Below are 22,849 nucleotides of genomic sequence, written 5' to 3'. Positions count from 1 at the left end.
TCTAGTGGTCTGACCAATTTTAGTGCGCGATGGCGTCGGCCTCGATCTCGACCAGTAGCGCCGGATCGATGAGCGCCGACACCTCGACCATGGTGGCCGCCGGACGGATATCGCCGAAAAACTCGCCGTGGGCCAAACCGACCTCACGCCACCGCCCGATATCGGTGACGAAGATGCGGGTCCGTATGACATCGCCCAGCGTGACGCCCGCCTGGCTAAGTGCCGCCTCGACCCGGCGCAGCGCCTCGCGGGTCTGTTCGGCGATGTCGTCACCGCCGACAGGCGCTTGGCCCTGACGCGCCGCCGTGGTGCCCGCGACGGCTACGTGTGGGCCGACCCGCACCGCACGCGAGTACCCGACCGCTGCTTCCCATTCGCCGCCCGACGAAATGTTCACGCGTTCCATGGCGGCAGCGTAAGCGGCGGGGAATAGCGGCGGCGATCGATTAATTGCACTGCGATGTGACCGGACGCATACGCATCGGAATTCAACTGCGCCCCGCAAAGGCGCAGAACTACAAGCAGTGGCGCGACGCCGTGCTGCGTGCCGAGGACAAGGGCGTGGACGTCATCTTCGGCTATGACCACTTCCATTGGCCCGCAGGCGCCCTCAGCAGTGCCGGAGTGGTACTCGACGAGGTGCAGCCCGACGTCAACAATTTCGAGGGCTGGACCGCCCTGGGTTCGTGGGCCGAGGTCACGTCGCGGGCCGAGATCGGGCTGCTCGTGACGGGGGTGGGCTATCGCAATCCCGATCTGCTGGCCGATATGGCCCGCACCGTCGATCACATCAGCGACGGTCGGCTGATTCTCGGGGTCGGCGCCGGCTGGTACGAAAGGGACTACACCACCTACGGATACGAGTTCGGTACGGCGGGTTCTCGATTCGATCTGTTCGAGGAGAGCCTCGAACGCATCGAGAGCCGGTTGGGTCAGTTGCTGCCTGCGCCGGTGCGTCCCATCCCGATCTTGATAGGTGGCGGCGGAGAGAAGCGCACCATTCCGCTGGTGGCTCGGCACGCCCATATCTGGCATGCGTTCGCCGATGTGGACACCTATCGTCGCAAGAACGACATCCTGATCGCCGAGGCCGAACGAATCGGGCGTGACCACAACGACATCGAGCGTTCGACGAGCTGGGGGTTGGATCCCGCACGCGGGTTGACGGCCGCGGAGGCCGACGCCTATGCGGAGGTGGGTGCGAGGTTGTTCACCGTGGGGATCGATGCCGACAAAGATTACGACCTCTCGGTACTCGATGCTCCGCTGGCCTGGCGCGATTCACGCTCCTAGCGGTTGAATCAGCCAGTGCTCGCCGATCTCCAGTGCGGTGGGTACATCCGCGGTCACCACGGTGGGCGCCGCAGCAGGTGAGAGCCGATTCTCCGGGCGCCAGGTGACGTCGGAAGGCACCAGGATGAATAGGCCGTCGTGGTCGCCCACCGGGCCGAAACCCGGTGCGGGTTCGCCGAACGGCAGCAGGCCCAGCTTGTCGCGTAGGAGTCGCTGAGTCTCCAGCACATCCGAGACCCCGAAGCCGACCTCGCTGATTGCGCGGATATCGCCGACACCGAATGGACGATCGACGCGGTTGTCGAGGATGTTGCGTTCGATGAGTTCGAGGACAGCATTGTCGGGACCGGTGAAGTAGATGCTGCGGGCCTGCCAATGGGGTGCGCAGTCGAATTCGTCATGCCATTGGTTGTCGGTCTGTAAGGAGACTCGCTCCGAGAGCCACTCCTTAGCGGCCGGCAGGCTTGCGGCGGGGATCGTGAAGGCGATGTGATGCGCCCCGTGATACGCCGGTCCCGGAATCATCGTCAGAGTGCTGCTCCCGATGCGGACCGTGGCGCGATCCTGGTCGAGTTGTACCGGCAATTCCAGGGTTTCGGCGTAGAAACGTGCGGCAGCGGGTACGTCAGTGGCGGTGATCAGTACATCGCGAATCTTTATGACGCCACGCTATGACCTCATGCTTACTTGAGATCAAGTGAGCGGTTGGAGATCACCCAGAATCGTCGGCAAGAACTCCGCGACCGTGGGATGGATGTGCACGGTGCGCTGAAGTTGTCGCGCGGGCACCCCGTACTGCATGGTGTCGAGCAGACAGTGCACCACCTCGTCGCCGCCCACCCCGAGGATGGTCGCGCCCAGGATGAGATCGGTATCGGCATCGACCAAAACCTGCATGTAGCCGTCGGTCTCGCCCTTTTCGAGGGCACGGCCGACCTGACTCATCGGCTTGCGGCCGACGAGTACGGAGTGTCCCGAGCTACGTGCCTGCGTCTCGGTCATGCCGACGCGGCCCAGCGGCGGATCGGTGTACAGGGCATAGCAGGGCAGCCTGTCGGTGACCCGTCGCGGATCGTCGTCGAGCAGATTCGCCGCCACGATCTCGAAGTCGTTGTACGAGGTGTGTGTGAATGCCCCGCGGCCGTTGCAGTCGCCCAGGGCCCAGATGCCCGGAACATTGGTGCGCAGCTGGTCGTCGACCGTGATGTATCCACGATCGTCAGTGGTCACGCCGGCGTTCTCCAGGCCCAAATCGTCGGTGTTGGGCCGACGCCCGACCGCGACAAGCACATGAGAGCCGACCACTTCGGGCGGACCCTGTGTGCAGTCGACACCGACTCCGACTCCATCGTCTGTGCGGGACAGGCTGATGCAGGAGGCATTGAGCCGGAAGGAGATTCCCTCACGTTCCAGGACTTCCTGGATGATCGCCGAGGCGTCGGGGTCTTCACGTTCCACGAGCCGTGGCCCGCGGTGCACCACGGTGACCTGGCTGCCGAACCGGCGATAGATCTGCGCGAATTCCAGCCCGACATAGCTGCCGCCGATGACGACGAGATGTTCGGGGATGCCGTCGTATTCGATGAGTGAGCTGTTGGTCAACAGCGGAACATCGTCGACACCGGGCCAGTCCGGCACTACCGCCCGGCCGCCGACGTTCAGAAACACCTTGTCGGCGGAGATGATTTCGTCGCCCACGGCGAGCTCGGTGGGGGAGATGAAGCGTGCGTGCTCGTGGTAGATCGTGCAGCCCAGGTCCTTGAGCCATTTCTCGCCGCCATTACGGGACGGCAGGATCACCGAGTCCTTGCGTTCGCGCGCACGGGACATGTCCATGCTCACCGCGCCGTCGACGACGACGCCCCACCGCGCGGCGTCGCGTGCCATATGGGCGGCATGTGCGCTGGCGACGAGCGCCTTGGTGGGGCGGCAGCCCGTGTTTACGCAGGTGCCGCCGAACAGGTGGCGTTCCATGATCGCCACCGTCATCCCCGCGCCGCGTAGGCGGGCGGCCAAGGACGGGCCGGCCTGGCCGGCGCCTACGACGACGGCGTCAAAATGTGTGCTCACGTGGCAAGCACCAGGGTGATCGCCACGGCCGCCGCAACCGTGATCGCATCCTCGGTCAGTGCGGCGGGCAGGTCCTTACCGAAGGTCTCGGCCAGCTTGCCCCGCGCCCAGGCGCCGCCCAGGGTGCCGACCACCGCACCGATCGCACCGAGCAGTAGACCGATGATGAGTCCGGGAGAGGTGCCGCCCGCCAGGGTGCCGAACACCGCCCCGTAGAAGGCGCCCAGCACCACCCGTGCCGCGAACGCGGGCGGCGCCTTGCGGCTCGGCGTCTTGGGTAGCTTGTCGTTGACGATCTCGCCGACGGCCAGCACCGTGGCGATGATGGCGAAGATCAGGCTTGCCAAGAACGATGCCCAGGTACCCTCCACCAGAAGACATTTGGCGAACGCTGCCCAGCTCAAAACGGCAAGTGGGGTCATCGCGCGCAGGCCCGCGACGATTCCGATGAGAAGTGCAGCTACATACAAACCGGTCATGAGGTCTCCCGATGCGTTTGGCCGGAGCTTGATGCGCTAGAGCGTAGACCCGCAGGGTGGCTTTCGCGTCAGAACAGTGTCGGGTCGTCGAAACCCGGGGTGTGTTCGAGTCTGAGCAGTTCGCGCTTGGTGACGACACCGCCGTAGGCGGAGAAACCATGCAGGCTGTGATCGGCGGCCAGCACGCGATGGCAGGGGACAAGGAGCGGAATCGGATTGCGGCCCAACGACTGTCCGACGGCCTGCGCTGCACCCGGTGCACCGACGGCTGCTGCCACCTCGCCGTAGCTGCGGGTCGAGCTGGGGCCGATGGCCCTTGTTACCGCGTAGACCTCGCGATCGAAATCGGTGATGCCGCCAAGGTCCAGTTGAACCCACTGCAGATCGTCGTCCTCACCGGCAAGGACACGCTTCAGGCCGTCGATGGCCTCGGCCACGAAGGGCGGCGGCACCAGCTCGCTTCCCGCGGGACGCCGAATCCTGGCCAGGGTGGCCGCATCGTCGTGCTCGGGCAGCTGCAACGCAACGATGCCCGTGTCGCTCCACGCGATGGCGCAGGTGCCAATGGCGGTGCCGAAGAAGCAATGGCCGACAGTGCTCACGCTGCCCAGTATGGCCGGACCCACCGACAGGTTGTTGTCGGTGGGTCCGCGCCGTGGGGTGTCGCGACCGTCATTCCAGTGCGCGCCGCAGCTCCGCGATCGCGGCGGCCTTCTCCTCGGCGGTGAGATCGGGATCGCTCGTGACGATCTCGATCTTGTGCTCGATGAACGCGAGCTCATCCGCCCTCTCCCGGTGCCGGCGGCTGAGTTCTTCGAACTCCTGCCGCCGGTCGGCGATGGGGCCGGTACCGGGAGGGGGAGGCGATCCGTTATCACTCATGATCGGCTGCTCCTGCTCGATCAACTCTTGACCACGAAAGAGTAATTCGGGTCCAGGAACAGTGGCGAGAATCCATGTCCGTCATTGCGAATCGTCGAGTCGGCCGCGCGCAGCAGCGCCCATTGGCCCCAGGTTCCGGCCGCATCGCGGCCCACCAGCATCGTGTTGAGGAACCCCAGCCAGCGGGTGTTGGTGTAGCTGTTCTGGAACGTCTCGACGATCGGTCCCCAGCTGCCCACCCAGCCGGAGGTCTGTTCGGCGGTCGTGGATTGATAGTCGAAGCGGTACACCAGATCCCACCGGTTGGCCGCGCGGTTGTGCAGCAGCACCTCGTTGCGCCACCGGTTCGGTGCGATTTCGAACGATTGATTCCAGACGAGCAGGGTCTGCAGACCCCAGCCGTGCGACGAGGTGCTGCGCAGGTACGCCGTCAGGTTCGCGAACGGGATGTCGGTCTGCCAGTGATCCGAGCGTGCCCAGTCGAACACCTTGAAGCGGGCGATGTCCTGCGCGTGATAGGAGACGAACGCCTCGACACCCTTTTGTGCCCGGTTGGTGGCGGTCAGATACAGGTAGTCGGCCACGTTTCCGCCCGGCTGGTGTGGGCAGACGATCTCGTAGTAGAACGAGGTACCGCGGGCGAAGCGGGTGCGAAAGCTGTTCGTGTAGAACATGCCGTAGCCGACACCGCCCGGGGGTGGGGTTATCCCCGCGGCCAGTTCGGCGATGTCCGCCACCCCGGCAGCCTCGGCCAGTGTTTCCTCGGCCTCGCGGCGGGTGGCCGCCGAAAGCTTCGGATGTGATTGCAGCACAGCCAGCTTCGATGCCAGGAACGCCCGTTCTGCGTACGGGTCTTTGGCGGTCTCGGCGGTCAGCTTGCGAAACTTGCTGCGCCGGTCGGCGACCTCGCAGTCCAGGGGTGCCGGCGCGGTCACTTCCTTCTCCAGTGTTGCGGTCATGGTGTGTCCTTCGATTCCAGCCCGATGACTGTCACCGGGGTGGCACCATGCTGTGCGAGTGGACATCCGCTCGACATGCGTAGCGGGCTACTCCATTCCGGATACCGTGCCGATCAGCACTCGGTTCAGCGTGTGTACAGAATCCGTTGCTTTGGAAGAACGCCCGGGTGCAGAGTTTCCGATAGACATCCGCGAGAGTGAGAGGTGCAACATGTCCGAGAATCCAGAGATCGGCAGATTTCAGATCTCGTCGTGTGGGACGGACTCCACATCGACCATCGCTGTCCTCGATACGGCCACCGGCCAGGTTTGGGTACGTCAGATATTTAACGGAATGGGCGGCGACAAGGCATTGCTCAAGCCGGAAAATCTTGGGAAACCGTTGTGGGCTTTGCCGCCTAGATGAGAGCCCCGGCGCGGGCGAACGATCGGCCGTCAAACGACCACATAGGCGTCCGTCAGTACTTATCGGTACTCACGGACGCCTAGTTGTGGTCTCATCCACTGTTCGCAGCTTGATCGCAGTCAGTGACGATGTAGCTGACCGCTAGTCCAGGTAGTCGCGCAGCACCTGCGAACGGCTCGGGTGGCGCAGCTTCGACATGGTCTTGGACTCGATCTGCCGGATGCGCTCACGGGTCACCCCGTACACCTGACCGATCTCGTCGAGCGTGCGCGGCTGGCCGTCGGTGAGACCGAACCGCAGACGCACCACGCCGGCCTCGCGCTCGGAGAGCGTCTCCAACACCGACTGCAGCTGATCCTGCAACAGGGTGAAGGACACCGCGTCCACCGCGACCACGGCTTCGGAATCCTCGATGAAGTCGCCGAGCTGCGAGTCGCCCTCGTCGCCGATGGTCTGGTCCAGCGAGATGGGCTCACGCGCGTACTGCTGGATCTCCAGCACCTTCTCGGGCGTGATATCCATTTCCTTGGCGAGCTCTTCGGGTGTGGGCTCGCGGCCCAGGTCCTGGAGCAGCTCACGCTGAATGCGGCCGAGCTTGTTGATGACCTCGACCATGTGCACCGGGATACGGATGGTGCGGGCCTGGTCGGCCATCGCGCGGGTGATGGCCTGACGGATCCACCAGGTCGCGTATGTCGAGAACTTGTAACCCTTTGTGTAGTCGAACTTCTCGACCGCGCGGATCAGACCCAGGTTGCCTTCCTGGATGAGGTCCAGGAACGCCATGCCGCGACCGGTGTAGCGCTTGGCCAGCGAGACCACCAGGCGCAGGTTGGCCTCCAGCAGATGGTTCTTGGCCCGGTCGCCGTCACGGCAGATCCAGGACATGTCACGGCGCTGTGCGGCCGGAAGCTTCTCGCCCTTTTCGGCCAGCTCGGTGACGATCTGGGTCGCGTAAAGGCCTGCCTCGATCCGCTTGGCCAGCTCGACTTCCTCTTCGGCGTTTAGCAGGGCCACCTTGCCGATCTGCTTGAGGTAGGCGCGCACCGAGTCCGCAGAAGCGGTGAGCTCGGCGTCCTTGCGAGCCTGGCGCAGCGCCTCAGACTCTTCCTCGTCCCAGACGAAATCGCCTGAGGCCTTGTCCTTCTCAGACGGCTCGTCACCTTCGGCCTCAGCTTCGGCCTCGGGCTCGGGATCGGCGGCAACCTCGGCGAGGTCGGCCTCGATGTCCACATCGTCGGCGAGATCAGGATCCAGATCCTCGCCGGGCTCGATGTCGGCGTCCTCGGGGCTGCCCTGCGGTTCGAGAGAGGGATCAACTGCCTTGGCCGCGGCCTTCTTGGCCGGCGCTTTCTTGGCGGGTGCTGCCTTCTTCGCGGGCGCGGCCTTCTTGGCGGGGGCCTTGGTCGCAGCCTTAGCGGGCGCCTTCTTGGCCGGTGCCTTCTTGGCCGGTGCCTTGACGGCAGCCTTCACCGGTGCCTTCTTGGCCGCTTCGGTTTCCGGAGCTGCTGCTTTCGTGGCTGCCACTGACGCCCTTTCCTGGCTGCTTCGTCGACGAGCATGGGCATGCAAAATCGAGAATTCGGCTGTCTGCTTGATGTTCGCCGCGAACGTGGGGGACCCGCGTGCGGCTAGGTGTTACATCGCTGTCTGCCATTGTAACGACAACACCGCAGAACCTGTGAAAAAGCTAAGGTGAAACGCCAGCGTGTGCGGCCATCGCCGCGCCGACGATTCCCGCTGTGTTCTGCAGAGCAGCCGCCACCACCGGGGTGCGATTGGTCAGCAGAGGCACCCATTTGTCGGCCTTGCGGCTAATGCCCCCACCCACGATGAACAGGTCGGGCCACAGTGCGTTCTCCACTGCCTCCAAGACCTTGGTGACCTCGGGCGCCCACTGCTTGTAGCTCCAGTCGTTCTTTTCCTTCACCGACGATGCGGCACGATGCTCGGCTTCCATGCCGCCGACCTCGATGTGTCCGAACTCGGTGTTGGGCAATAGGACTCCATTGTGGAGGACTGCGGATCCGATCCCGGTTCCGAACGTCAGGAGGACGACGACGCCCGACTGATCCTTGCCCGCGCCGTACCGATCCTCGGCGAGCCCGGCGGCATCGGCGTCATTGAGCACGGCGACGGTTTGGCCCCCCAATTCGGCGCTGATGATGTCGTGGACGTTGACGCCCAGCCACGATTTGTCGACGTTCGCGGCGGTGCGTGCCTCGCCGTGCACGATCACGCCCGGGTAGGTCACGCCGACGGGTCCGGTCCACGAGAAATCACGCACGACTGTGGCGATGGTCTCTGCGACGGCCTTCGGCGTGGCGGGCTGGGGAGTCGGGTACTTCACCCGTTCGCCGATCATCTCGCCGGTTGTCAGGTCCACGATGGCGCCCTTGATGCCGCTGCCGCCGACGTCGATTCCGAAGCCGCGCTGCTCGGACGTGTCGGCTCCCGTCGTGGGTGCGGCCAGTCCGGATTCGGTGGCGGTCATCGGCGCTCCTTGGTTCTGGATCTACATCGTTCGCGGACCGGGCCGCGAACGATGTACGGAATGCACGGAATGCGAGTGACACCCTAATGCCCCGGGGGACGCCGCGCGTGTTGCTCGGGCCTGTGCTGCGATAGACGCGTGGGAATCGAAGCGGGAGCGCTGCGTTCGTTGGCGGTACGGCTGGCCTCAGAGGCCGCCGAATTCGTGCGGCATCGTCGTGGAAGCGCCGATTGGGCGGCTTCCGTACGGACCAAGACCTCCGATACCGATCCGGTGACCCTGGTGGACACCGACTGTGAACGGCTGCTGCGCCGCCGACTGTCGGCGTTGCGCCCCGATGACTCCATCCTGGGGGAGGAGGACGGCGAGACCGGCGGTTCATCGCCGGAGGCCGGCGAGGGGCACGTGCGCTGGGTGATCGATCCGATCGACGGCACGGTGAACTTCGTCTACGGCATTCCCGCCTACGCCGTGTCGGTGGCCGCACAGGTCGACGGAGTGACGGTGGCGGCTGCTGTGGCCGACGTCGCGGCCGATCGCGTCTTCTCGGCGGCGTCAGGCCACGGTGCGACGGTGCGTGAGGCCAATGGCCTGCAGTGGCCGTTGGAGTGCAATCCGATCCGGGAGACGCGGCTTGCGCTGGTGGCCACGGGCTTCGCTTATTCGGCGGTGCGGCGGGAACGTCAGGCGCAGCTGGTCGCGCAGGTGTTGCCCAAGGTGCGCGACGTGCGGAGGATCGGCTCGGCAGCACTGGATCTGTGTGCGGTGGCCGAGGGGCGTGTCGATGCTCAATACGAACACGGGCTGGGACCGTGGGACTGGGCGGGAGGTGCCCTCATCGCACGCGAGGCCGGTGCCGTGCTGGTGTTGCCGGACAAGGATGCCGTGAGCGCCGACGGTGCCCTCATCTCGGCCGCGGCGCCCGGAATCGCCGAGGAGTTCGGTCGGCTCCTGACCGATATCGGCGCGATGGCGCCGATTCCCGGCTAGCAGGTGCTCTGCCGGGCCTTGAGGATGAAATCAGAGTTGGCCTGGTTACCGGACTTGAGGCTGTTGAGCGCTGAGGTGACCGCATTGCCGGAGGCAAGCTCGGTGAACTCACTGCCGAGCGCGAGATCCACCGAATTGTCGGATCGGTTGTCTTCGATGAACTCGACACACGGCGCCACCAGCGAAAGTGTCAGCGCGTTGGCGTACCCGGACTCCCCGAATCGGATCTGTCCGACGCAGTTCAGACGGGATCCGCTGGGGTAGAACGGGTCGTTATCGGCGGTCGGCGAGGGGAATCCCAGGTCGCGCAGCGTGGCGGATACATCCCCGGCCTGACCGGCCTGGCCGTTGGCGTTGAGGACACGAGCCTTGACGTCGTTGAGCATGGCCGGGCTGGTTCCTGACAGCGAGGACCGCGACACCGGCTTACCGATGGTTCCGGAGCCGGGCTCGGTCTGCTGAGCGGGCGGGTTGCACGCCGTCGCCTCTTTGACCGGCGCTTCCCGGGTGAGCGCCGAAGCCCAGACGAACACGGTGACGACCAGGAGCGCTATACCCACGCATAGGGCTGGCAAATAGTTCCGTCGGCGGAACGGGCGCCCGTACTTGTCTACCGAGGTGCCCTCGGTGATGTCTGCGACCACGGATGGCACTCTAGGCCAGCGGACTTCCAGGCGACAGACGACGAAATAGACTGGGCGTCCACTAGCTTGTGATGCAAATCACACAAAGAACCGACGGGATCCGGGCACTAATAGTTTGTGATGTCCGTTTCAGCCTGGTACAAAGCCTTGCTGCGCCTATGCAGAAGCTTGATGACGAGATGTTGATAAGGGGATGGACGCATGGCTACCGACTACGACGCTCCGAGGCGATCCGACGCCGACGATGTGTCAGAGGACTCGTTAGAGGAGCTCAAGGCTCGTCGTAACGAAGCACAGTCGGCGGTGGTCGATGTCGATGAGGCGGAAACCGCCGAATCGTTCGAGCTACCAGGTGCCGACCTGTCCGGCGAGGAACTTTCGGTTCGGGTCATCCCGAAGCAGGCCGACGAGTTCACGTGTTCGAGCTGCTTCCTGGTGCATCACCGCAGCCGGCTGGCCAGTGAGAAGAACGGCCAGCTGATCTGCACCGACTGCGCGGCCTGAGGTTCGGAGCTAGTCGCGGCTCGGCCGCGCACTAGCTCCGCAGGGCCGCCAGCACCCGATCGGGGTGGCGGCTGCTCACCAGCCAGTAGGGGGTGGGATCGTCGGCATCGTCGAGTACCACCAAAACCAGCGGGCCGATCCATGCGCGGTGCACGACGAAGGCCGCCGGATCGAGCTGGCGGCCAAGTGCCGCACTTTTCGCACTGGGCGGGATAGCCGCCGACTTGGCGATCACGCCGACCGGCAAGTGGGCCGAGCCCGCTCGCAGCTCGGGTGCGCCGTCGGGACCAGCCGCAACCTCTACGCGGATCCTGCTGAACCACAACAAGGCTCCCGCGACGATCGCGAACAGGATCGGGTATGGCACCCAGTTGGGCAGCTGCCGCATGCTCTGGTTGATCTCCAGCGCGAGCAGCGTTGCCGCGCCGAAGCCGGGCAGCGCCCACCACCATGGAACCCAGAGCCGCTCGGAGTAGCGGATGGGTGGCGCGTCGCTGGGGGAGTCCGTCACGCGGCCAAGGGTAGTCTGGGCGATCGTGCCCACACCTACGAGATTGGCCATCGTTCGCCTGGACCGCGAACTGCCTCTGCCCTCCCGCGCGCATGCCGACGATGCGGGAGTAGATCTCTATAGCGCCGAAGACCTCGTGATCGAACCCGGTCGTCGGGCGCTGGTGGGCACCGGTATCGCCGTGGCTATCCCATCGGGGATGGTCGGGTTGGTGCACCCCCGTTCGGGTCTGGCTGCGCGCGTGGGTCTTTCGATCGTTAACAGTCCCGGCACGATCGACGCCGGGTACCGTGGCGAGGTGAAGCTCAGCCTGATCAACCTGGACCCCGAGGCCCCTATCGTCATTGCCCGTGGCGACCGGATCGCCCAGTTGCTGGTTCAGCAGGTCGAGTTACCGGAGCTGGTTGAAGTGGATTCATTTGACGAGGCCGGTCTGGCGGTGACCACCCGCGGCACGGGTGGGCACGGGTCCAGCGGCGGACATGCGAGCTTGTGATGGCTTTACACCGCAGTGGTGGTCTCAACGACCTGGACGATTCGGCCGACGCCTCCACAACGGGGTCGGACGAATCGTTTGACGGCCCATACGAGATCGAGGATTTCGACAGCCCTGAGGACGCGGGGGTCGGACGCCTGGACCTGGGTTCGGTACTCATCCCCGTGCCAGAGGCCGGACAGATTCAGGTTGAACTGACCGCCACGGGTACGCCCGGCGCGGTTTTCGTGCTCACGCCCAACGGGCGCTATTCGGTGGCCGCGTACGCCGCACCGAAATCCGCAGGCCTGTGGCGCGAGATCGCGGGGGAGTTGGCTGAATCGCTCCGCAAGGAGGCCGCGGAGGTCTCCATCGCGGACGGTCCGTGGGGCCGGGAGGTCGTCGGGGTCGCCGAGGGCGGCTCCGTGCGCTTCATCGGGGTCGACGGTTACCGATGGATGATCCGCTGCGTGCTGCAGGGTCCCGCCGAGACATTCGACGCACTGGCACAGGAGGCCCGCGACGCGGTGGCCGACACCGTCGTCCGCCGCGATGACAGCCCGTACCCCGTACGGACTCCGCTGCCGGTCGCGCTGCCCGAACCGATGCTGGAGCAGCTGCAGGCGGCGCAGGCCCAGGCGATGGCAGAAGCCGAAGCCGAGGCACTCACCCAGGAACCCGCACCGCAGGACGATCCGACACCGGCGGCCCGCCGCAGCGTCTCGGGATCGGCCATGCAGCAGCTGCGGTCCACGATCACCGGCGGCTAGTCAGGATCGAACCGGAACACCGACAGTGTTCCGGCCAGCGCCTCGAACTCATCCGGAGTTCCGTGGCGCACCAGTCCGGCGTTTTTCGCGAACCGCACGCCCACGGGAACCTTGACGGCAAATACCCGCAGCGCGCGCCGGGCAGTTTCGGGCGGCACGCTGACGATCCTGACGTGTTGGACACGGTGTCGCCGGGTGAGAGTTCCTGAGCCGGCCGCGGCGGCATTACGCGGCCAATCCGAGCCCGGATAGCCCCCGACCGCGTAGAGGTGACCATCCATGTCGAACGGTGTGATGGGGGTGGGACGGGGACGACCCGTCGTGCGGCCCGGCACGGTCAGCACCATCGCCGGACCGGTCGGGATGCCGATGCGGTGAAATGCCCGCACCAGCTTGTTCATCGGTTTAAGCCACCGCGGCGGGATGCTGGTCATGGCCGTCACCGGTTCCGTGGTGCGGACTCGGGGTACGTGAACTCGGCCCGGAATCTGTCTGCCCAAGCGGCGAAGGGCTCCGCGGAACGCCCGAGTATCCGGTTCACCTCCTGCGTGACGACCGCCGGCACCGTGACCGTGGCGGCCTGCATCGCCAGGTACGCGTCGGCGAACTCGGTCGCAAACCCCAGGCCCGCGAAGTGCTGACGCACGAGATCGTCGGAAACCTGCAGGTACTCCAACGGCCGATGCAGAACATCCCCGAGTACCGCGACGAGATCGGTGTTGGTGAATGCCTGCGGACCGGTCAGCGGAATGCGCTGCCCGACGAGGTCGTCCGTGAGCAGCGCGTGCGCCGCGATCTCGGAGATGTCCCGATCCGCGATCGGGGCGCTTGAGGCGGACGCATGCGGTCCCCGGACCACGTTGCCCGCCGTGAGCTGGCCCGCCCACATCCCGAGGAAATTCGACGCGAAGATGGTTGGGCGCAAGCTCACCCACTCCACTCCGGAACCGACCGCGTACTGTTCCACCTCCTTGTTTCGGTCGCCACGGAACCGCGACGGTTGTCGGGAGAAGTCGTCGTCGCAGTTGATCGCCGAAAGGGCAACCAGGCGGGTAACTCCTTCGCGTACAGCCTGATCCACAAAATCGGCGAGATCTTCCCCAAGGGCCCGGGAATTCAGGAAGATGGCGGTGGCGCCGCTGATACCGGCGCGCGCCGACTCGATGGTTTTCACCTGCGGCGAGAAATCCCCATGCTCGGGGTGGCGGGTGACCGCGCGTACCTCGGCGCCCGCCCTTGCCAGTAGGTCCACCAGCGGGCGCCCCACATTGCCTGTTGCGCCGGTGACGAGAATTGTCATGTCGGATACTCCAATTCGGGAGGTTCGGATGGCTCTGCATGTTTCGGCCAAAGCGGCCACATGAGTACGACGGGACGCGAGCGCGCAAAGTTACGAGATTTGCCCGGTTGGCTTGGTAACTTTCCCGGCCGTGGAATCGTCGCAGTGACATGAGTTTCTCGTCCACGCACGACGCGCTGGTGGCCGCGGCCTGGCGCGAGCATTACCCCTACCTGGTGAATCTCGCCTATCAGATGCTCGGCGATGTCGGCGATGCCGAGGACTGCGTCCAAGAAGCGTTCGTGCGGCTGGCCCGCGCGGATGAGACGCAGATCGACGAGCCGCGTGCGTGGTTATCGGTGGTGACCGGTCGGTTGTGCCTGGACCAGCTGCGTTCGGCACGTATGCGCCGCGAGCAGACGGGCATCGCGTCGATAGTGGAATCCGTTGCACCGCTCTATGTTTCGTCGACTGCAGATCCGGTCGACAGGGTCACTCTGGACGACGAGGTGCGAGGTGCCCTGTGGGAGGTGTTGCGAGCGCTCAGTCCCGGCGAGCGGGTCGCGTTCGTCTTGCATGACGTATTCGGAGTCCCGTTCGAAGAGATCGCGTCGACGGTGGGTCGCCCGGTGGGCACGTGCCGCCAGCTTGCCCGGCGCGCCCGGACCAGATTTCAGCAGTCGTCGTCGCGCATTGGTGACGTCACCCGTGCTGAGCACCGGGAGCTGATCGAAAAATTCGTGACCGCCTGCGCCAACGGCGACCTGATCGGCCTGATGGGGGTGTTGGATTCCAGCGTCTGGGGGGTCGGCACCATCATCGGAGACCCCGCACCGGCACCGCAGGTCAACCGCGGACGCACCGATGTCGCCACGAATCTGCTCATGTACCTGGGTCATGGCGCCACCTTGGTGGGTGGGCCGTTCGGGCAACCAGTTCTGCTGGCCTTCATGCAGCGCAGGCTCTTCGCGGTGGTCACCTTGACGGTGCGTGACGGCGTGGTGCTCAAGATCGAGGCCACGGCCGACCCGGCGGCACGAGGACGCTGAGTCAGATATCGCTCAGTGCACCGACGCAGGCCTGTCCCAGGCAGGACGGGTCCGCGCCCAGCTGATCGAGGGTAAACGTGCGCAGCGCACCGCGCGGCGCCCAGGACGCCCAGTCCTGGCCGACAGCAAGCGGATGTATCGGATCATCGGTGGCCGCTGCCACCGCCAGCGGTACGGCCAATCCACGGATGTCGTCGGCCGTCGGGTTCACAAAGCCCGACACCGCATCCATGGCGTTGGGTAGGCCGGGCCACTGGGCGGCCCATGATCGGGCGAGCTCAGCGCCGAGCCATGCAGGACTGCTGGCCTGCATGGCGGCTGTCACCGCTGCCAACCCGTCGGCACGCAGCGATTCCGCGGTGACCCGGGCGGACACCGAAGCAGGCGAGTTTTCCGGCTTGCCCGTCCACGCGGGCATCGCCGCCAGCACCGCCAGCGCGGCCCCGGGGTTCTGCAGCGCCCACGTCAGGGCCACGGCGGTGCCGATGGACATCCCGCCGACGACGATCGGGCCTTTGCTGGCCGCCCCATCGAGTGCTCGCAGATAGCCGTTGACCAGGTCATTCGGTTCTGGGTGCACCGCCACCAGGGCAGCACCCGCATCGCTGAGCGCGGGGCCGAACGCCCGGATGATGAAGTCGTCGTCGGAGCCCGTGCCGGGCATGAGAACCGCTGTGTGGCCCTCAAGTTCGGGGGATGGGCCGCGTGCGGCAAGACCGTTGATGGGCGTCACGCACCTGATCTTGCCCGGTGTGCGGGACACCCCGAGGGCCGCCTGGCATCGGGGCGTGCAAAGGTCTACCGTGGCGGTTGCACCGATGAGCCGCTTGCGCCAAAGAGGCTCCACGAGCGATCACACGATCGGGCATGTTGAGAGGCCAGGACGAGAAGTGGCTACCACAGGCGGTTATCTGCGTCGACTGACTCGTCGGCTGACAGAGGACCTGGAGCAAGTAGACGCCGAGAAAATCGGTGACGACGCCGCCGCCACCGGTGCTCAGCGCGTCATCGATTGTCAGCGCGGCCAAGAGGTCACCATGTGCGGAACATTGCGCACGGTGGAAACCAACTCCAAGGGCTGCGTGGCGGGCGTGAAGGCCGAGCTGTTCGACGGCACCGACACCGTGACGCTGGTCTGGCTGGGTCAGCGCCGCATTCCGGGTATCGAGTCGGGCCGCACCCTGCTGGTGCGTGGTCGGCTCGGCAAGCTCGAGAACGGCGGCAAGGTAATTCACAACCCGTACTACGAGATTCAGCGCTAAGTGCCGGAAACCCCAACGCACGAGCCTGAGGAAGGCTCGGCTGATTCCGGCGAGCACGAGGGCCCGCATCTGAGGATCAGCGTGCCCGGGACCAAGCCCGAGGAGCCGGGAAGCTCGCCGCTGCATGAAATGTGGCATCAGGCCGGGGGCTGGCAGGGAATCGTCTACTCGTCGATTCCGGTCATCGTTTTCGTTGTCGCGGTCAGCGTGTCCTCGCTGATGCCCGCCATCGTCTCGGCCCTGGTCGCAGCGACCCTGATCCTGATCTGGCGCTTGATCCGGCGCGAGTCGCTGCAACCGGCATTCTCCGGGTTCATCAGCGTTGGTATCAGCGCGCTGATCGCCTACCTGCTCGGAGAAGCGAAGGGCTACTTCCTCATTGGGATCTGGGCCAACTTCTTCTGGGGCACCGTCTTCCTGGTGTCGGTAATCATTCGCCGACCGATCGTCGGCTATGCGTACAGCTGGGCGACCGGGGGCGACATGTCGTGGCGCGCCAACCGGCGCATCGTGATGGCCTTCGATATCGCCACGGTGTCCTGGATCGTGTTGTTCGCCACCCGATTTGTGGTGCAGCAGTGGCTGTACCTCGCGGGTAACACGGCCTGGCTGGGCGGCACCAAGATCGCGATGGGCTGGCCATTGACGGCGGTCGGCGCGTTGATCACCCTGCTGGTGATCCGCTACGTGCGCCGCCACACGGAGAACGCGCTCGAGGAATCCCCGAGCAGTCCCTAGCCGAGTACTACGCGGTGGAGCTCGTCCTCGATATCCGCGGTGGCGACCAGGATCAGCTCGTCGCCGCCTTCGAGGGGCTCATCGGGCTGCACCGGAATGACCCGTGATCCGCGCAGGATCGCCACCAGCACCGCGTCGCGGGGGAGCTCCAGTTTTCGCACCGGCTTACCGGCCCACGGGGTGTCATCGGGGAGGGTGATCTCTACCAGGTTGGCCTGTCCGCGCCGGAACTCCATGAGGCGCACCACGTCACCCACGGCGACGGCCTCCTCGACGAGAGAGGCCAGCATGCGCGGGGTGGATACCGCGACATCGACACCCCAGGCGTCATCGAAGAGCCACTCGTTGCGCGGATCATTCACGCGGGCCACGACGCGCGGTACCGCGAACTCGGTCTTGGCCAGCAGGCTCAGCACCAGATTGGCCTTGTCATCACCGGTCGCGGCGATCACCACATCAAAGGTATGCAGCTCTTCGGCCTCCAGCAGGCTGATCTCGCAGGCATCACCGAGCCGCCAATGTGCCTCGGGTACCGCCTCCGGATCGATGTGCTCGGGGTTGCGTTCCAGCAGGGTGACCTCGTGCCGGCTCTCGATGAGCTCGCGCGCGATGGAACGCCCGACGGCGCCCGCGCCTCCGATAGCGACCTTCATCGGGCACTCCCGTGGTCGTCGTCAGCATCCTCGCCCGGTGGTTGCGCCGCGATCGCCAACGCTTCGGCGGCCCGTCCCGACACCGCAGAGACATACACCTCGTCGCTGTCCTGGATGACTGTCTTGGCGTCCGGAAGCAGACCCGTGCCGAACCGGATGATGAAGGCCGCTCGCGCGCCGGTGGCCGTCTCCAGCGCCGTGATGCGCTTGCCGATCCACTCTTCGTGCAGAGCCAGCTCGGTGACCACGACCGAACCGGACGGATCACGCCACTTGGTGGTGTCACTTTCCCTCGTGAGGGCGTGCAGCAGACGATCGGTCGTCCACGGCACGGTGGCGACGGTGGGAATGCCGAGCCGCTCGTAGACGGCGGCGCGCTTCGCGTCGTAGATACGGGCCACCACACGCTCGACGCCGAAGGTCTCACGGGCCGCCCGGGCCGAGATGATGTTCGAGTTATCACCGGAGGAGACCGCGGCGAATGCCTGTGCCCGCTCGATCCCGGCCCGTAACAGAACATCGCGATCAAAACCCATGCCGACGATGCGTTCGCCGGTGAACTCGGGGCTGAGCCGGTTGAAGGCGGAGGCTTCCTTGTCGATGATCGCCACCTCGTGGCCGATCCTGGCCAGGCCTCCGGCCAGCGCGGCGCCCACGCGCCCGCAGCCCATCACCACTACTCGCACCGGAAGACCTTTCTGGGTAGGCGTTCGTCTTAGTACTTGTCGCAATACTGAACGCCGCGTCACGGCACCCGACACAGCGATGTCAAGTGAGACCGTACCGCGATTGCTCGCGTGGCCTAATGTTGGCGTTCGTGTCTACGCTTTCCAAGCTGTCGACGGCGGCTCGGCGCCTGGTAATCGGCCGACCGTTTCGCAGCGACAGCCTTGGCCATACCCTGCTGCCGAAGCGCATCGCGCTACCGGTTTTCGCCTCCGACGCGCTGTCCTCGGTGGCGTACGCGCCCGAGGAAATCTTCCTGGTGCTGTCGGTCGCGGGGATGTCCGCCTATGCGATGACACCGTGGATCGGGCTCGCGGTCGCCGCCGTCATGATGGTGGTGGTAGCGAGTTACCGGCAGAACGTGCACGCGTATCCATCCGGTGGTGGTGACTATGAGGTGGTCACCACCAATCTCGGGCACACCGCGGGCCTGACGGTCGGCAGCGCCCTGCTGGTGGATTACGTACTGACTGTCGCTGTTTCCATGTCCTCGGCGATGTCGAACATCGGCTCGGCCATTCCGCTTGTCGCGCAACATAAGGTGACGTTCGCGGTTGTCGCCATCGTGATCCTGATGTCGATGAATCTGCGCGGCGTCCGCGAATCGGGGGCCGCGTTCGCAATCCCCACGTACGCCTTCATGGTCAGCATGTACCTCATGTTGGGCTGGGGGCTGTTCCAGATCTACGTACTCGGCACCCCGCTGAAGGCGGAATCGGCCTCCTTCGAGATGCATGGCGAAGGCAGCGGCATCATGGGTTTCGCGCTGGTATTCCTTGTCGCACGGGCCTTCTCGTCCGGCTGTGCGGCATTGACGGGTGTGGAAGCGATCAGCAATGGCGTGCCGGCCTTCCGGAAACCCAAGTCACGCAACGCGGCCACGACGCTGTTGCTCCTCGGCGGCATTGCCATCACCCTGTTCATGGGCATCATCTTGCTGGCCGAACGCACCGGAGCCAAGATCGCCGAGGACCCCGCCACGCAATTGGTGGGTGCGCCCGCCAACTACCACCAGAAGACCCTGGTCGCGCAGCTGGCCGAGGCGGTGTTCGGTGACTTCCGAATCGGCTTCCTGTTCATCACCGTGGTGACCGCGCTCATCTTGGTGCTCGCCGCCAACACGGCATTCAACGGTTTCCCGGTGCTCGGATCGATTCTGGCGCAGGACCGTTATCTGCCGCGCCAGCTGCACACGCGCGGTGACCGGCTGGCGTTCTCCAACGGCATCATCTTCCTGTCGGCCGTCGCGATTTTGTTCGTGGTGGCGTTCAAGGCCGAGGTGACCGCCCTCATCCAGCTCTACATCGTCGGTGTCTTCGTGTCCTTCACGCTCAGCCAGATAGGCATGGTGCGGCACTGGACCCGCCTGCTCACGACCGAGACCGATCCTGCGGTGCGCGGCAAGATGTTCCGCTCGCGCATCATCAACACCATCGGCTTCATCATGACCGGTGCCGTTCTGTTGGTAGTCCTGGTCACCAAATTCCTTGCCGGAGCGTGGATCGCGATCCTGGCGATGGGCCTGCTGTTTGTGCTCATGAAGATGATTCACAAGCACTACAACACGGTGGCGCGCGAGCTGGACAATCACGAGGGTGAGGTGGTGCTGCCCAGTCGCACTCATGCCGTCGTCCTGGTCTCCAAGGTGCATCAGCCCACGCTGCGCGCCCTCGCCTACGCCCGGGCCACCCGTCCTGACGTCCTGGAGGCCATTACCGTCAGTGTCGACGATCGGGATACGCGAGAGCTTGTCAGGGATTGGGAGACAAGCGATCTCAGCACCCCGCTGAAGGTGATCGCTTCCCCGTATCGCGAAATCACCCGGCCGATCCTGGACTACGTCAAGCGCATCAGCAAGGAAGCGCCGCGCACGGTTGTCTGCATCTTCATCCCCGAGTACGTGGTGGGGCATTGGTGGGAGCAGGTGCTGCACAACCAGAGTGCGCTGCGACTCAAGGGACGCCTGCTGTTCGTTCCCAATGTCATGGTCACATCCGTTCCGTGGCAGCTTGACTCGTCCGAACGTCGCCGCGAGCTCGACGAGCAGTCCGCGCCCGGCGATTCACGGCGAGGGTTCGACTCCTAGATGGCAATGGGCGAAATTCTCGAAGTCCAGACCGGCGGCCCTGCCAATGGAGGCAGCGTGGTGGCCCGGCACGACGGGCGCGTCATCTTCGTCAGATACGCGCTACCGGGCGAGCGGGTACGGGTACAGATCACCGATGACCGGCAAGCCAGCTTCTGGCATGGCGCCGCCATCGAGGTACTCGACCCGTCACCGCACCGCATCGACCCGATGTGTCCCATCGCGCACGGTAGTGGCGAATCTGGTTGCTGTGATCTGTCTTTCGTCGACCCCGCATATCTGCGCGAGCTCAAGGGTGATGTGGTGAGCCAGCAGCTGGCGCGGCTCGGAAAGTACGACTGGCAGGGCGTGGCCGAACAGATCGGCGCCGGAGACTCCACGGGGTGGCGGACCCGGGTGCGTTTGGATGTGAATGCCCTGGGCCAGCCAGGCTTTCACCGGTATCACAGCGACGAGCTGGTGACCGACCTGCGCTGTGCCCAGGTGGTGCCGGGATTGCTCGATGGGCTCGACGAACCGGCACTCGGCGCGGAGGGGCCGCTGCACGCCGTGATAGACGATCAGGGGCGCCGACATGTTCTGCGTGGGCGATCGGTGGTCGAGGGCGAGGATGTCGCGGTTCAGAAAGTAGGGGACCGGCATTGGTTGGTGCCGGTGACGGCTTTCTGGCAAGCGCACCGCGACGCGGCGAACACCTACAGCCGACTGGTCGCCGAATGGGCCGAGCTGGAACCGGGGATGAGTGCCTGGGATTTGTACGGTGGCGTCGGGGTCTTCGCCGCGGTGCTGGGAGAAGCGGTGGGAGCCAAGGGGCGTGTGGTCAGCGTCGATACCTCCCGGCCGGCATTCCGCAGCGCCAAGAATGCCCTGGGAGATCTGCGACAGGTCAGCATGATCTGCGGATCGGTACGCCATGCCATGCGCGACTTGGGTAAGGCCGATGTCGCCGTGCTGGACCCGCCGCGGGCGGGCGCCGGCCGTGAGGTCATCGGGCGAATCGCCGAGGCGGGCGTACCAAGGGTTATCCATATCGGTTGTGAGGCAGCGGCATTCGCGCGCGATGTGGGCTTGTACCTGGAGCGTGGATATCAGGTGCGTGAGCTGCGGCTGTTCGATGCGTTCCCACTGACTCACCACATCGAGAGCTTTGCGCTACTGACCCGATGAGACAGCGGCAGGTGTAAAGATCTTATAAAGTGGGGCCCTAGGTGTGCCGGGAAGTCTGGTCGGCGAAGCTTTGCCCTGCGACAAGGAACGGACACCGAGCCATGCGCCTGCGCCAACGCGTCTTCACCCGCGGATCGTGGGCGGAGTCCTCTCGCGTCGCCGAGATCCTGCGTAAGGAAACCGTCGGCGGTGTGCTGCTGGTGGTGGCCGCGGTGACCGCACTGCTGTGGGCCAACTCGCCGTGGAGCTCTTGGTACTACCGGCTGGGGGCCGTCACGGTCGGGCCGGAGCGGTTGCACCTGAACCTCACCCTGGCGGGCTGGGCCACCGACGGCCTGTTGGCCATCTTCTTCTTCGTCGTGGGTGTCGAACTCAAACGTGAGTTCGTGGCGGGCGATCTGCGCGACCCGGGACGAGCCGCGTTGCCGATCGTCGCGGCTGTCGGCGGCATGCTCGTTCCGGCCGCCATTTATCTGGCGGTCAACGCATCCGGTGGTGGAGAGGCCATGCGTGGCTGGGCGATACCGACGGCCACGGATATCGCCTTTGCGCTCGCTGTGCTCGCCGTGATTTCTACCCATCTTCCCTCGGCGCTGCGTACCTTCTTGCTCACCTTGGCGGTGGTTGACGACCTGCTGGCCGTCATCGTGATCGCGGTGTTCTATACCGATGAGCTGCACTGGGCGCCACTGGGCCTGGCGCTCATCCCGCTCGCGCTGTTCGCGGTGGCGGTGCAGCGCCGCCGCCGGGAATGGTGGCTGCTGGTGCCGCTGGCGCTGACGACCTGGGCGCTGGTGCACGCCTCGGGGGTGCACGCGACGGTGGCGGGTGTGCTCCTGGGATTCACCGTTCCCGTCCTGAGGCGTGATGGCCGTACCGATGTGCACGGGATGGCCGAGCGGTTCGAGCATCGGATGCGACCGGTGTCGGCGGGGGTTGCGGTGCCGGTGTTCGCGTTCTTTGCCGCGGGTGTCACCCTGGGCGGCTTCGCCGGGCTATGGCAGGCGCTGCTGGATCCGGTGGCCCTGGGCGTTGTGCTGGGTCTGCTGGTGGGTAAGCCGATTGGCATCTTCCTCACCACCTACCTGCTGGCGCGGTTCACGCGGGCCAACCTCGACGACGACCTCAGCTGGCTCGACATCGCCGGTGTGGCGCTGCTCGCGGGCATCGGCTTCACGGTGTCCCTGCTCATCGGTGAACTGGCATTCGGTACCGGATCAGCTGCCGAGCACGTCAAGGTGGGTGTACTTGCCGGATCGCTCACCTCCGCGGCAGTCGCCTCCGTGGTGCTACGGCTGCGTAACCGCGCGTATCGGCGGATCGAGGCCAAGGAGACCCTTGACGCCGATCACGACGGAGTGCCCGATGTTTTTGGTTCCGCTCCAAGCGACCGAATCTGAATCGCTGCGTAG

The 22,849-nt window shown here is 65.3% G+C and carries 28 protein-coding genes; 12 read left to right on the top strand and 16 right to left on the bottom strand.

The window, feature by feature from the left end:
• Positions 1-19 precede the first annotated feature (19 nt).
• Positions 20-406, bottom strand: a complete 387-nt coding sequence (locus MSTE_RS14695) for a RidA family protein (RefSeq protein WP_096502274.1) — start codon at positions 404-406, stop codon at positions 20-22.
• A gap of 56 nt (positions 407-462) precedes the next feature.
• Here MSTE_RS14695 and MSTE_RS14690 point away from each other — a divergent pair, with 56 nt between their 5' ends.
• A complete protein-coding gene (locus tag MSTE_RS14690) occupies positions 463-1,293 on the top strand; it encodes an LLM class F420-dependent oxidoreductase (protein WP_096502272.1) in 831 nt (276 codons plus the stop codon).
• Here the strand turns inward: MSTE_RS14690 and MSTE_RS14685 are convergent.
• The 6 genes from MSTE_RS14685 to MSTE_RS14660 all read right to left on the bottom strand — a co-directional run bounded on the left by MSTE_RS14685 (position 1,282) and on the right by MSTE_RS14660 (position 5,683).
• Positions 1,282-1,953 carry a VOC family protein gene (locus MSTE_RS14685; protein WP_096502270.1) on the bottom strand — a complete coding sequence of 224 codons (672 nt, stop codon included), beginning with the start codon at positions 1,951-1,953 and terminating at the stop codon, positions 1,282-1,284. The two genes, MSTE_RS14690 and MSTE_RS14685, sit on opposite strands and share 12 nt — an antisense overlap.
• A gap of 33 nt (positions 1,954-1,986) precedes the next feature.
• A complete protein-coding gene (locus MSTE_RS14680; protein ID WP_096502268.1) occupies positions 1,987-3,363 on the bottom strand; it encodes an FAD-containing oxidoreductase in 1,377 nt (458 codons plus the stop codon).
• Positions 3,360-3,842 (bottom strand): DUF4126 domain-containing protein, encoded by a 483-nt coding sequence (locus tag MSTE_RS14675; RefSeq protein WP_096502266.1) that lies wholly within the window; start codon positions 3,840-3,842, stop codon positions 3,360-3,362. The genes MSTE_RS14680 and MSTE_RS14675 overlap by 4 nt, the downstream gene beginning before the upstream one ends.
• Positions 3,843-3,910: 68 nt before the next feature.
• Complete coding sequence (locus tag MSTE_RS14670) at positions 3,911-4,468, bottom strand: methylated-DNA--[protein]-cysteine S-methyltransferase (RefSeq protein WP_162291434.1); 558 nt, start codon at positions 4,466-4,468, stop codon at positions 3,911-3,913.
• A 46-nt stretch (positions 4,469-4,514) separates the two neighbouring features.
• Positions 4,515-4,724 carry a hypothetical protein gene (locus MSTE_RS14665; RefSeq protein WP_096505908.1) on the bottom strand — a complete coding sequence of 70 codons (210 nt, stop codon included), beginning with the start codon at positions 4,722-4,724 and terminating at the stop codon, positions 4,515-4,517.
• Between the two features lie 20 nt (positions 4,725-4,744).
• Positions 4,745-5,683 (bottom strand): hypothetical protein, encoded by a 939-nt coding sequence (locus MSTE_RS14660; protein ID WP_096502264.1) that lies wholly within the window; start codon positions 5,681-5,683, stop codon positions 4,745-4,747.
• A gap of 58 nt (positions 5,684-5,741) precedes the next feature.
• On the opposite strand from MSTE_RS14660, the gene MSTE_RS14655 reads away from it, so the two are divergent.
• On the top strand, positions 5,742-6,089 hold the full coding sequence (locus tag MSTE_RS14655) for a hypothetical protein (RefSeq protein WP_157997691.1): 348 nt from the start codon (positions 5,742-5,744) through the stop codon (positions 6,087-6,089).
• Between the two features lie 141 nt (positions 6,090-6,230).
• Here MSTE_RS14655 and MSTE_RS14650 read toward each other — a convergent pair whose 3' ends face one another.
• Positions 6,231-7,688 (bottom strand): RNA polymerase sigma factor, encoded by a 1,458-nt coding sequence (locus tag MSTE_RS14650; RefSeq protein WP_193442097.1) that lies wholly within the window; start codon positions 7,686-7,688, stop codon positions 6,231-6,233.
• Positions 7,689-7,779: 91 nt separating this feature from the next.
• Entirely contained in the window at positions 7,780-8,583 is an 804-nt protein-coding gene (ppgK, locus tag MSTE_RS14645) for a polyphosphate--glucose phosphotransferase (protein ID WP_096502258.1), read from the bottom strand.
• 159 nt (positions 8,584-8,742) lie between these two features.
• On the opposite strand from ppgK, the gene MSTE_RS14640 reads away from it, so the two are divergent.
• Positions 8,743-9,573 (top strand): inositol monophosphatase family protein, encoded by an 831-nt coding sequence (locus MSTE_RS14640; protein ID WP_162291654.1) that lies wholly within the window; start codon positions 8,743-8,745, stop codon positions 9,571-9,573.
• Here the strand turns inward: MSTE_RS14640 and cei are convergent.
• Positions 9,570-10,217, bottom strand: coding sequence for an envelope integrity protein Cei (gene cei, locus MSTE_RS14635; protein WP_030093782.1), 648 nt, complete (start codon positions 10,215-10,217; stop codon positions 9,570-9,572). The two genes, MSTE_RS14640 and cei, sit on opposite strands and share 4 nt — an antisense overlap.
• Positions 10,218-10,418: 201 nt before the next feature.
• Between cei and MSTE_RS14630 the strand changes: the two genes are divergently transcribed.
• Positions 10,419-10,721, top strand: a complete 303-nt coding sequence (locus tag MSTE_RS14630) for a DUF4193 domain-containing protein (protein WP_005057245.1) — start codon at positions 10,419-10,421, stop codon at positions 10,719-10,721.
• Between the two features lie 31 nt (positions 10,722-10,752).
• Here the strand turns inward: MSTE_RS14630 and MSTE_RS14625 are convergent, their stop codons facing one another.
• Positions 10,753-11,265 (bottom strand): DUF3093 domain-containing protein, encoded by a 513-nt coding sequence (locus tag MSTE_RS14625; protein ID WP_193442027.1) that lies wholly within the window; start codon positions 11,263-11,265, stop codon positions 10,753-10,755.
• Here MSTE_RS14625 and dut point away from each other — a divergent pair.
• Together dut and MSTE_RS14615 are read left to right on the top strand one after the other, a co-directional pair.
• Positions 11,258-11,728 (top strand): dUTP diphosphatase, encoded by a 471-nt coding sequence (gene dut, locus MSTE_RS14620; RefSeq protein ID WP_164514086.1) that lies wholly within the window; start codon positions 11,258-11,260, stop codon positions 11,726-11,728. The two genes, MSTE_RS14625 and dut, sit on opposite strands and share 8 nt — an antisense overlap.
• Positions 11,728-12,477, top strand: a complete 750-nt coding sequence (locus MSTE_RS14615; RefSeq protein WP_096502254.1) for a DUF3710 domain-containing protein — start codon at positions 11,728-11,730, stop codon at positions 12,475-12,477. Before dut ends, MSTE_RS14615 begins: the two co-directional genes overlap by 1 nt.
• Here the strand turns inward: MSTE_RS14615 and MSTE_RS14610 are convergent.
• Complete coding sequence (locus tag MSTE_RS14610; protein ID WP_162291653.1) at positions 12,474-12,878, bottom strand: PNPOx family protein; 405 nt, start codon at positions 12,876-12,878, stop codon at positions 12,474-12,476. The two genes, MSTE_RS14615 and MSTE_RS14610, sit on opposite strands and share 4 nt — an antisense overlap.
• Before the next feature lie 38 nt (positions 12,879-12,916).
• Entirely contained in the window at positions 12,917-13,777 is an 861-nt protein-coding gene (locus tag MSTE_RS14605) for an NmrA family NAD(P)-binding protein (RefSeq protein WP_096502250.1), read from the bottom strand.
• Between the two features lie 149 nt (positions 13,778-13,926).
• On the opposite strand from MSTE_RS14605, the gene sigI reads away from it, so the two are divergent.
• Positions 13,927-14,805 carry an RNA polymerase sigma factor SigI gene (gene sigI / locus MSTE_RS14600; protein ID WP_096502248.1) on the top strand — a complete coding sequence of 293 codons (879 nt, stop codon included), beginning with the start codon at positions 13,927-13,929 and terminating at the stop codon, positions 14,803-14,805.
• Between the two features lies 1 nt (position 14,806).
• Here the strand turns inward: sigI and MSTE_RS14595 are convergent, their stop codons facing one another.
• The gene (locus MSTE_RS14595; RefSeq protein WP_096505904.1) at positions 14,807-15,469 is read right to left on the bottom strand and encodes a hypothetical protein; all 663 of its coding nucleotides are present in this window, start codon (positions 15,467-15,469) and stop codon (positions 14,807-14,809) included.
• Between the two features lie 226 nt (positions 15,470-15,695).
• Here MSTE_RS14595 and MSTE_RS14590 point away from each other — a divergent pair, with 226 nt between their 5' ends.
• Both MSTE_RS14590 and MSTE_RS14585 read left to right on the top strand, forming a co-directional pair.
• Positions 15,696-16,067 carry an OB-fold nucleic acid binding domain-containing protein gene (locus MSTE_RS14590; protein WP_030093774.1) on the top strand — a complete coding sequence of 124 codons (372 nt, stop codon included), beginning with the start codon at positions 15,696-15,698 and terminating at the stop codon, positions 16,065-16,067.
• Complete coding sequence (locus tag MSTE_RS14585; protein WP_096502246.1) at positions 16,068-16,805, top strand: DUF3159 domain-containing protein; 738 nt, start codon at positions 16,068-16,070, stop codon at positions 16,803-16,805.
• Here the strand turns inward: MSTE_RS14585 and MSTE_RS14580 are convergent.
• Positions 16,802-17,458, bottom strand: coding sequence for a potassium channel family protein (locus MSTE_RS14580; RefSeq protein WP_030093772.1), 657 nt, complete (start codon positions 17,456-17,458; stop codon positions 16,802-16,804). The two genes, MSTE_RS14585 and MSTE_RS14580, sit on opposite strands and share 4 nt — an antisense overlap.
• Complete coding sequence (locus tag MSTE_RS14575; protein WP_096502244.1) at positions 17,455-18,144, bottom strand: potassium channel family protein; 690 nt, start codon at positions 18,142-18,144, stop codon at positions 17,455-17,457. The genes MSTE_RS14580 and MSTE_RS14575 overlap by 4 nt, the downstream gene beginning before the upstream one ends.
• Before the next feature lie 131 nt (positions 18,145-18,275).
• Here MSTE_RS14575 and MSTE_RS14570 point away from each other — a divergent pair, with 131 nt between their 5' ends.
• From MSTE_RS14570 to nhaA, 3 genes are all read left to right on the top strand, one after another.
• A complete protein-coding gene (locus MSTE_RS14570) occupies positions 18,276-20,270 on the top strand; it encodes an APC family permease (protein WP_193442026.1) in 1,995 nt (664 codons plus the stop codon).
• Positions 20,271-21,437 (top strand): class I SAM-dependent RNA methyltransferase, encoded by a 1,167-nt coding sequence (locus tag MSTE_RS14565; protein ID WP_096502240.1) that lies wholly within the window; start codon positions 20,271-20,273, stop codon positions 21,435-21,437.
• Positions 21,438-21,538: 101 nt separating this feature from the next.
• Entirely contained in the window at positions 21,539-22,837 is a 1,299-nt protein-coding gene (gene nhaA / locus MSTE_RS14560) for a Na+/H+ antiporter NhaA (RefSeq protein WP_096502238.1), read from the top strand.
• The last annotated feature ends 12 nt before the right edge of the window (positions 22,838-22,849 follow it).

The sequence above is a fragment of the [Mycobacterium] stephanolepidis genome, from assembly GCF_002356335.1.
Taxonomy (GTDB): Bacteria; Actinomycetota; Actinomycetes; order Mycobacteriales; family Mycobacteriaceae; genus Mycobacterium; species Mycobacterium stephanolepidis.
Note: the sequence above shows the minus strand (reverse complement) of the source record. Positions and strands in the feature narration are given on the sequence as shown.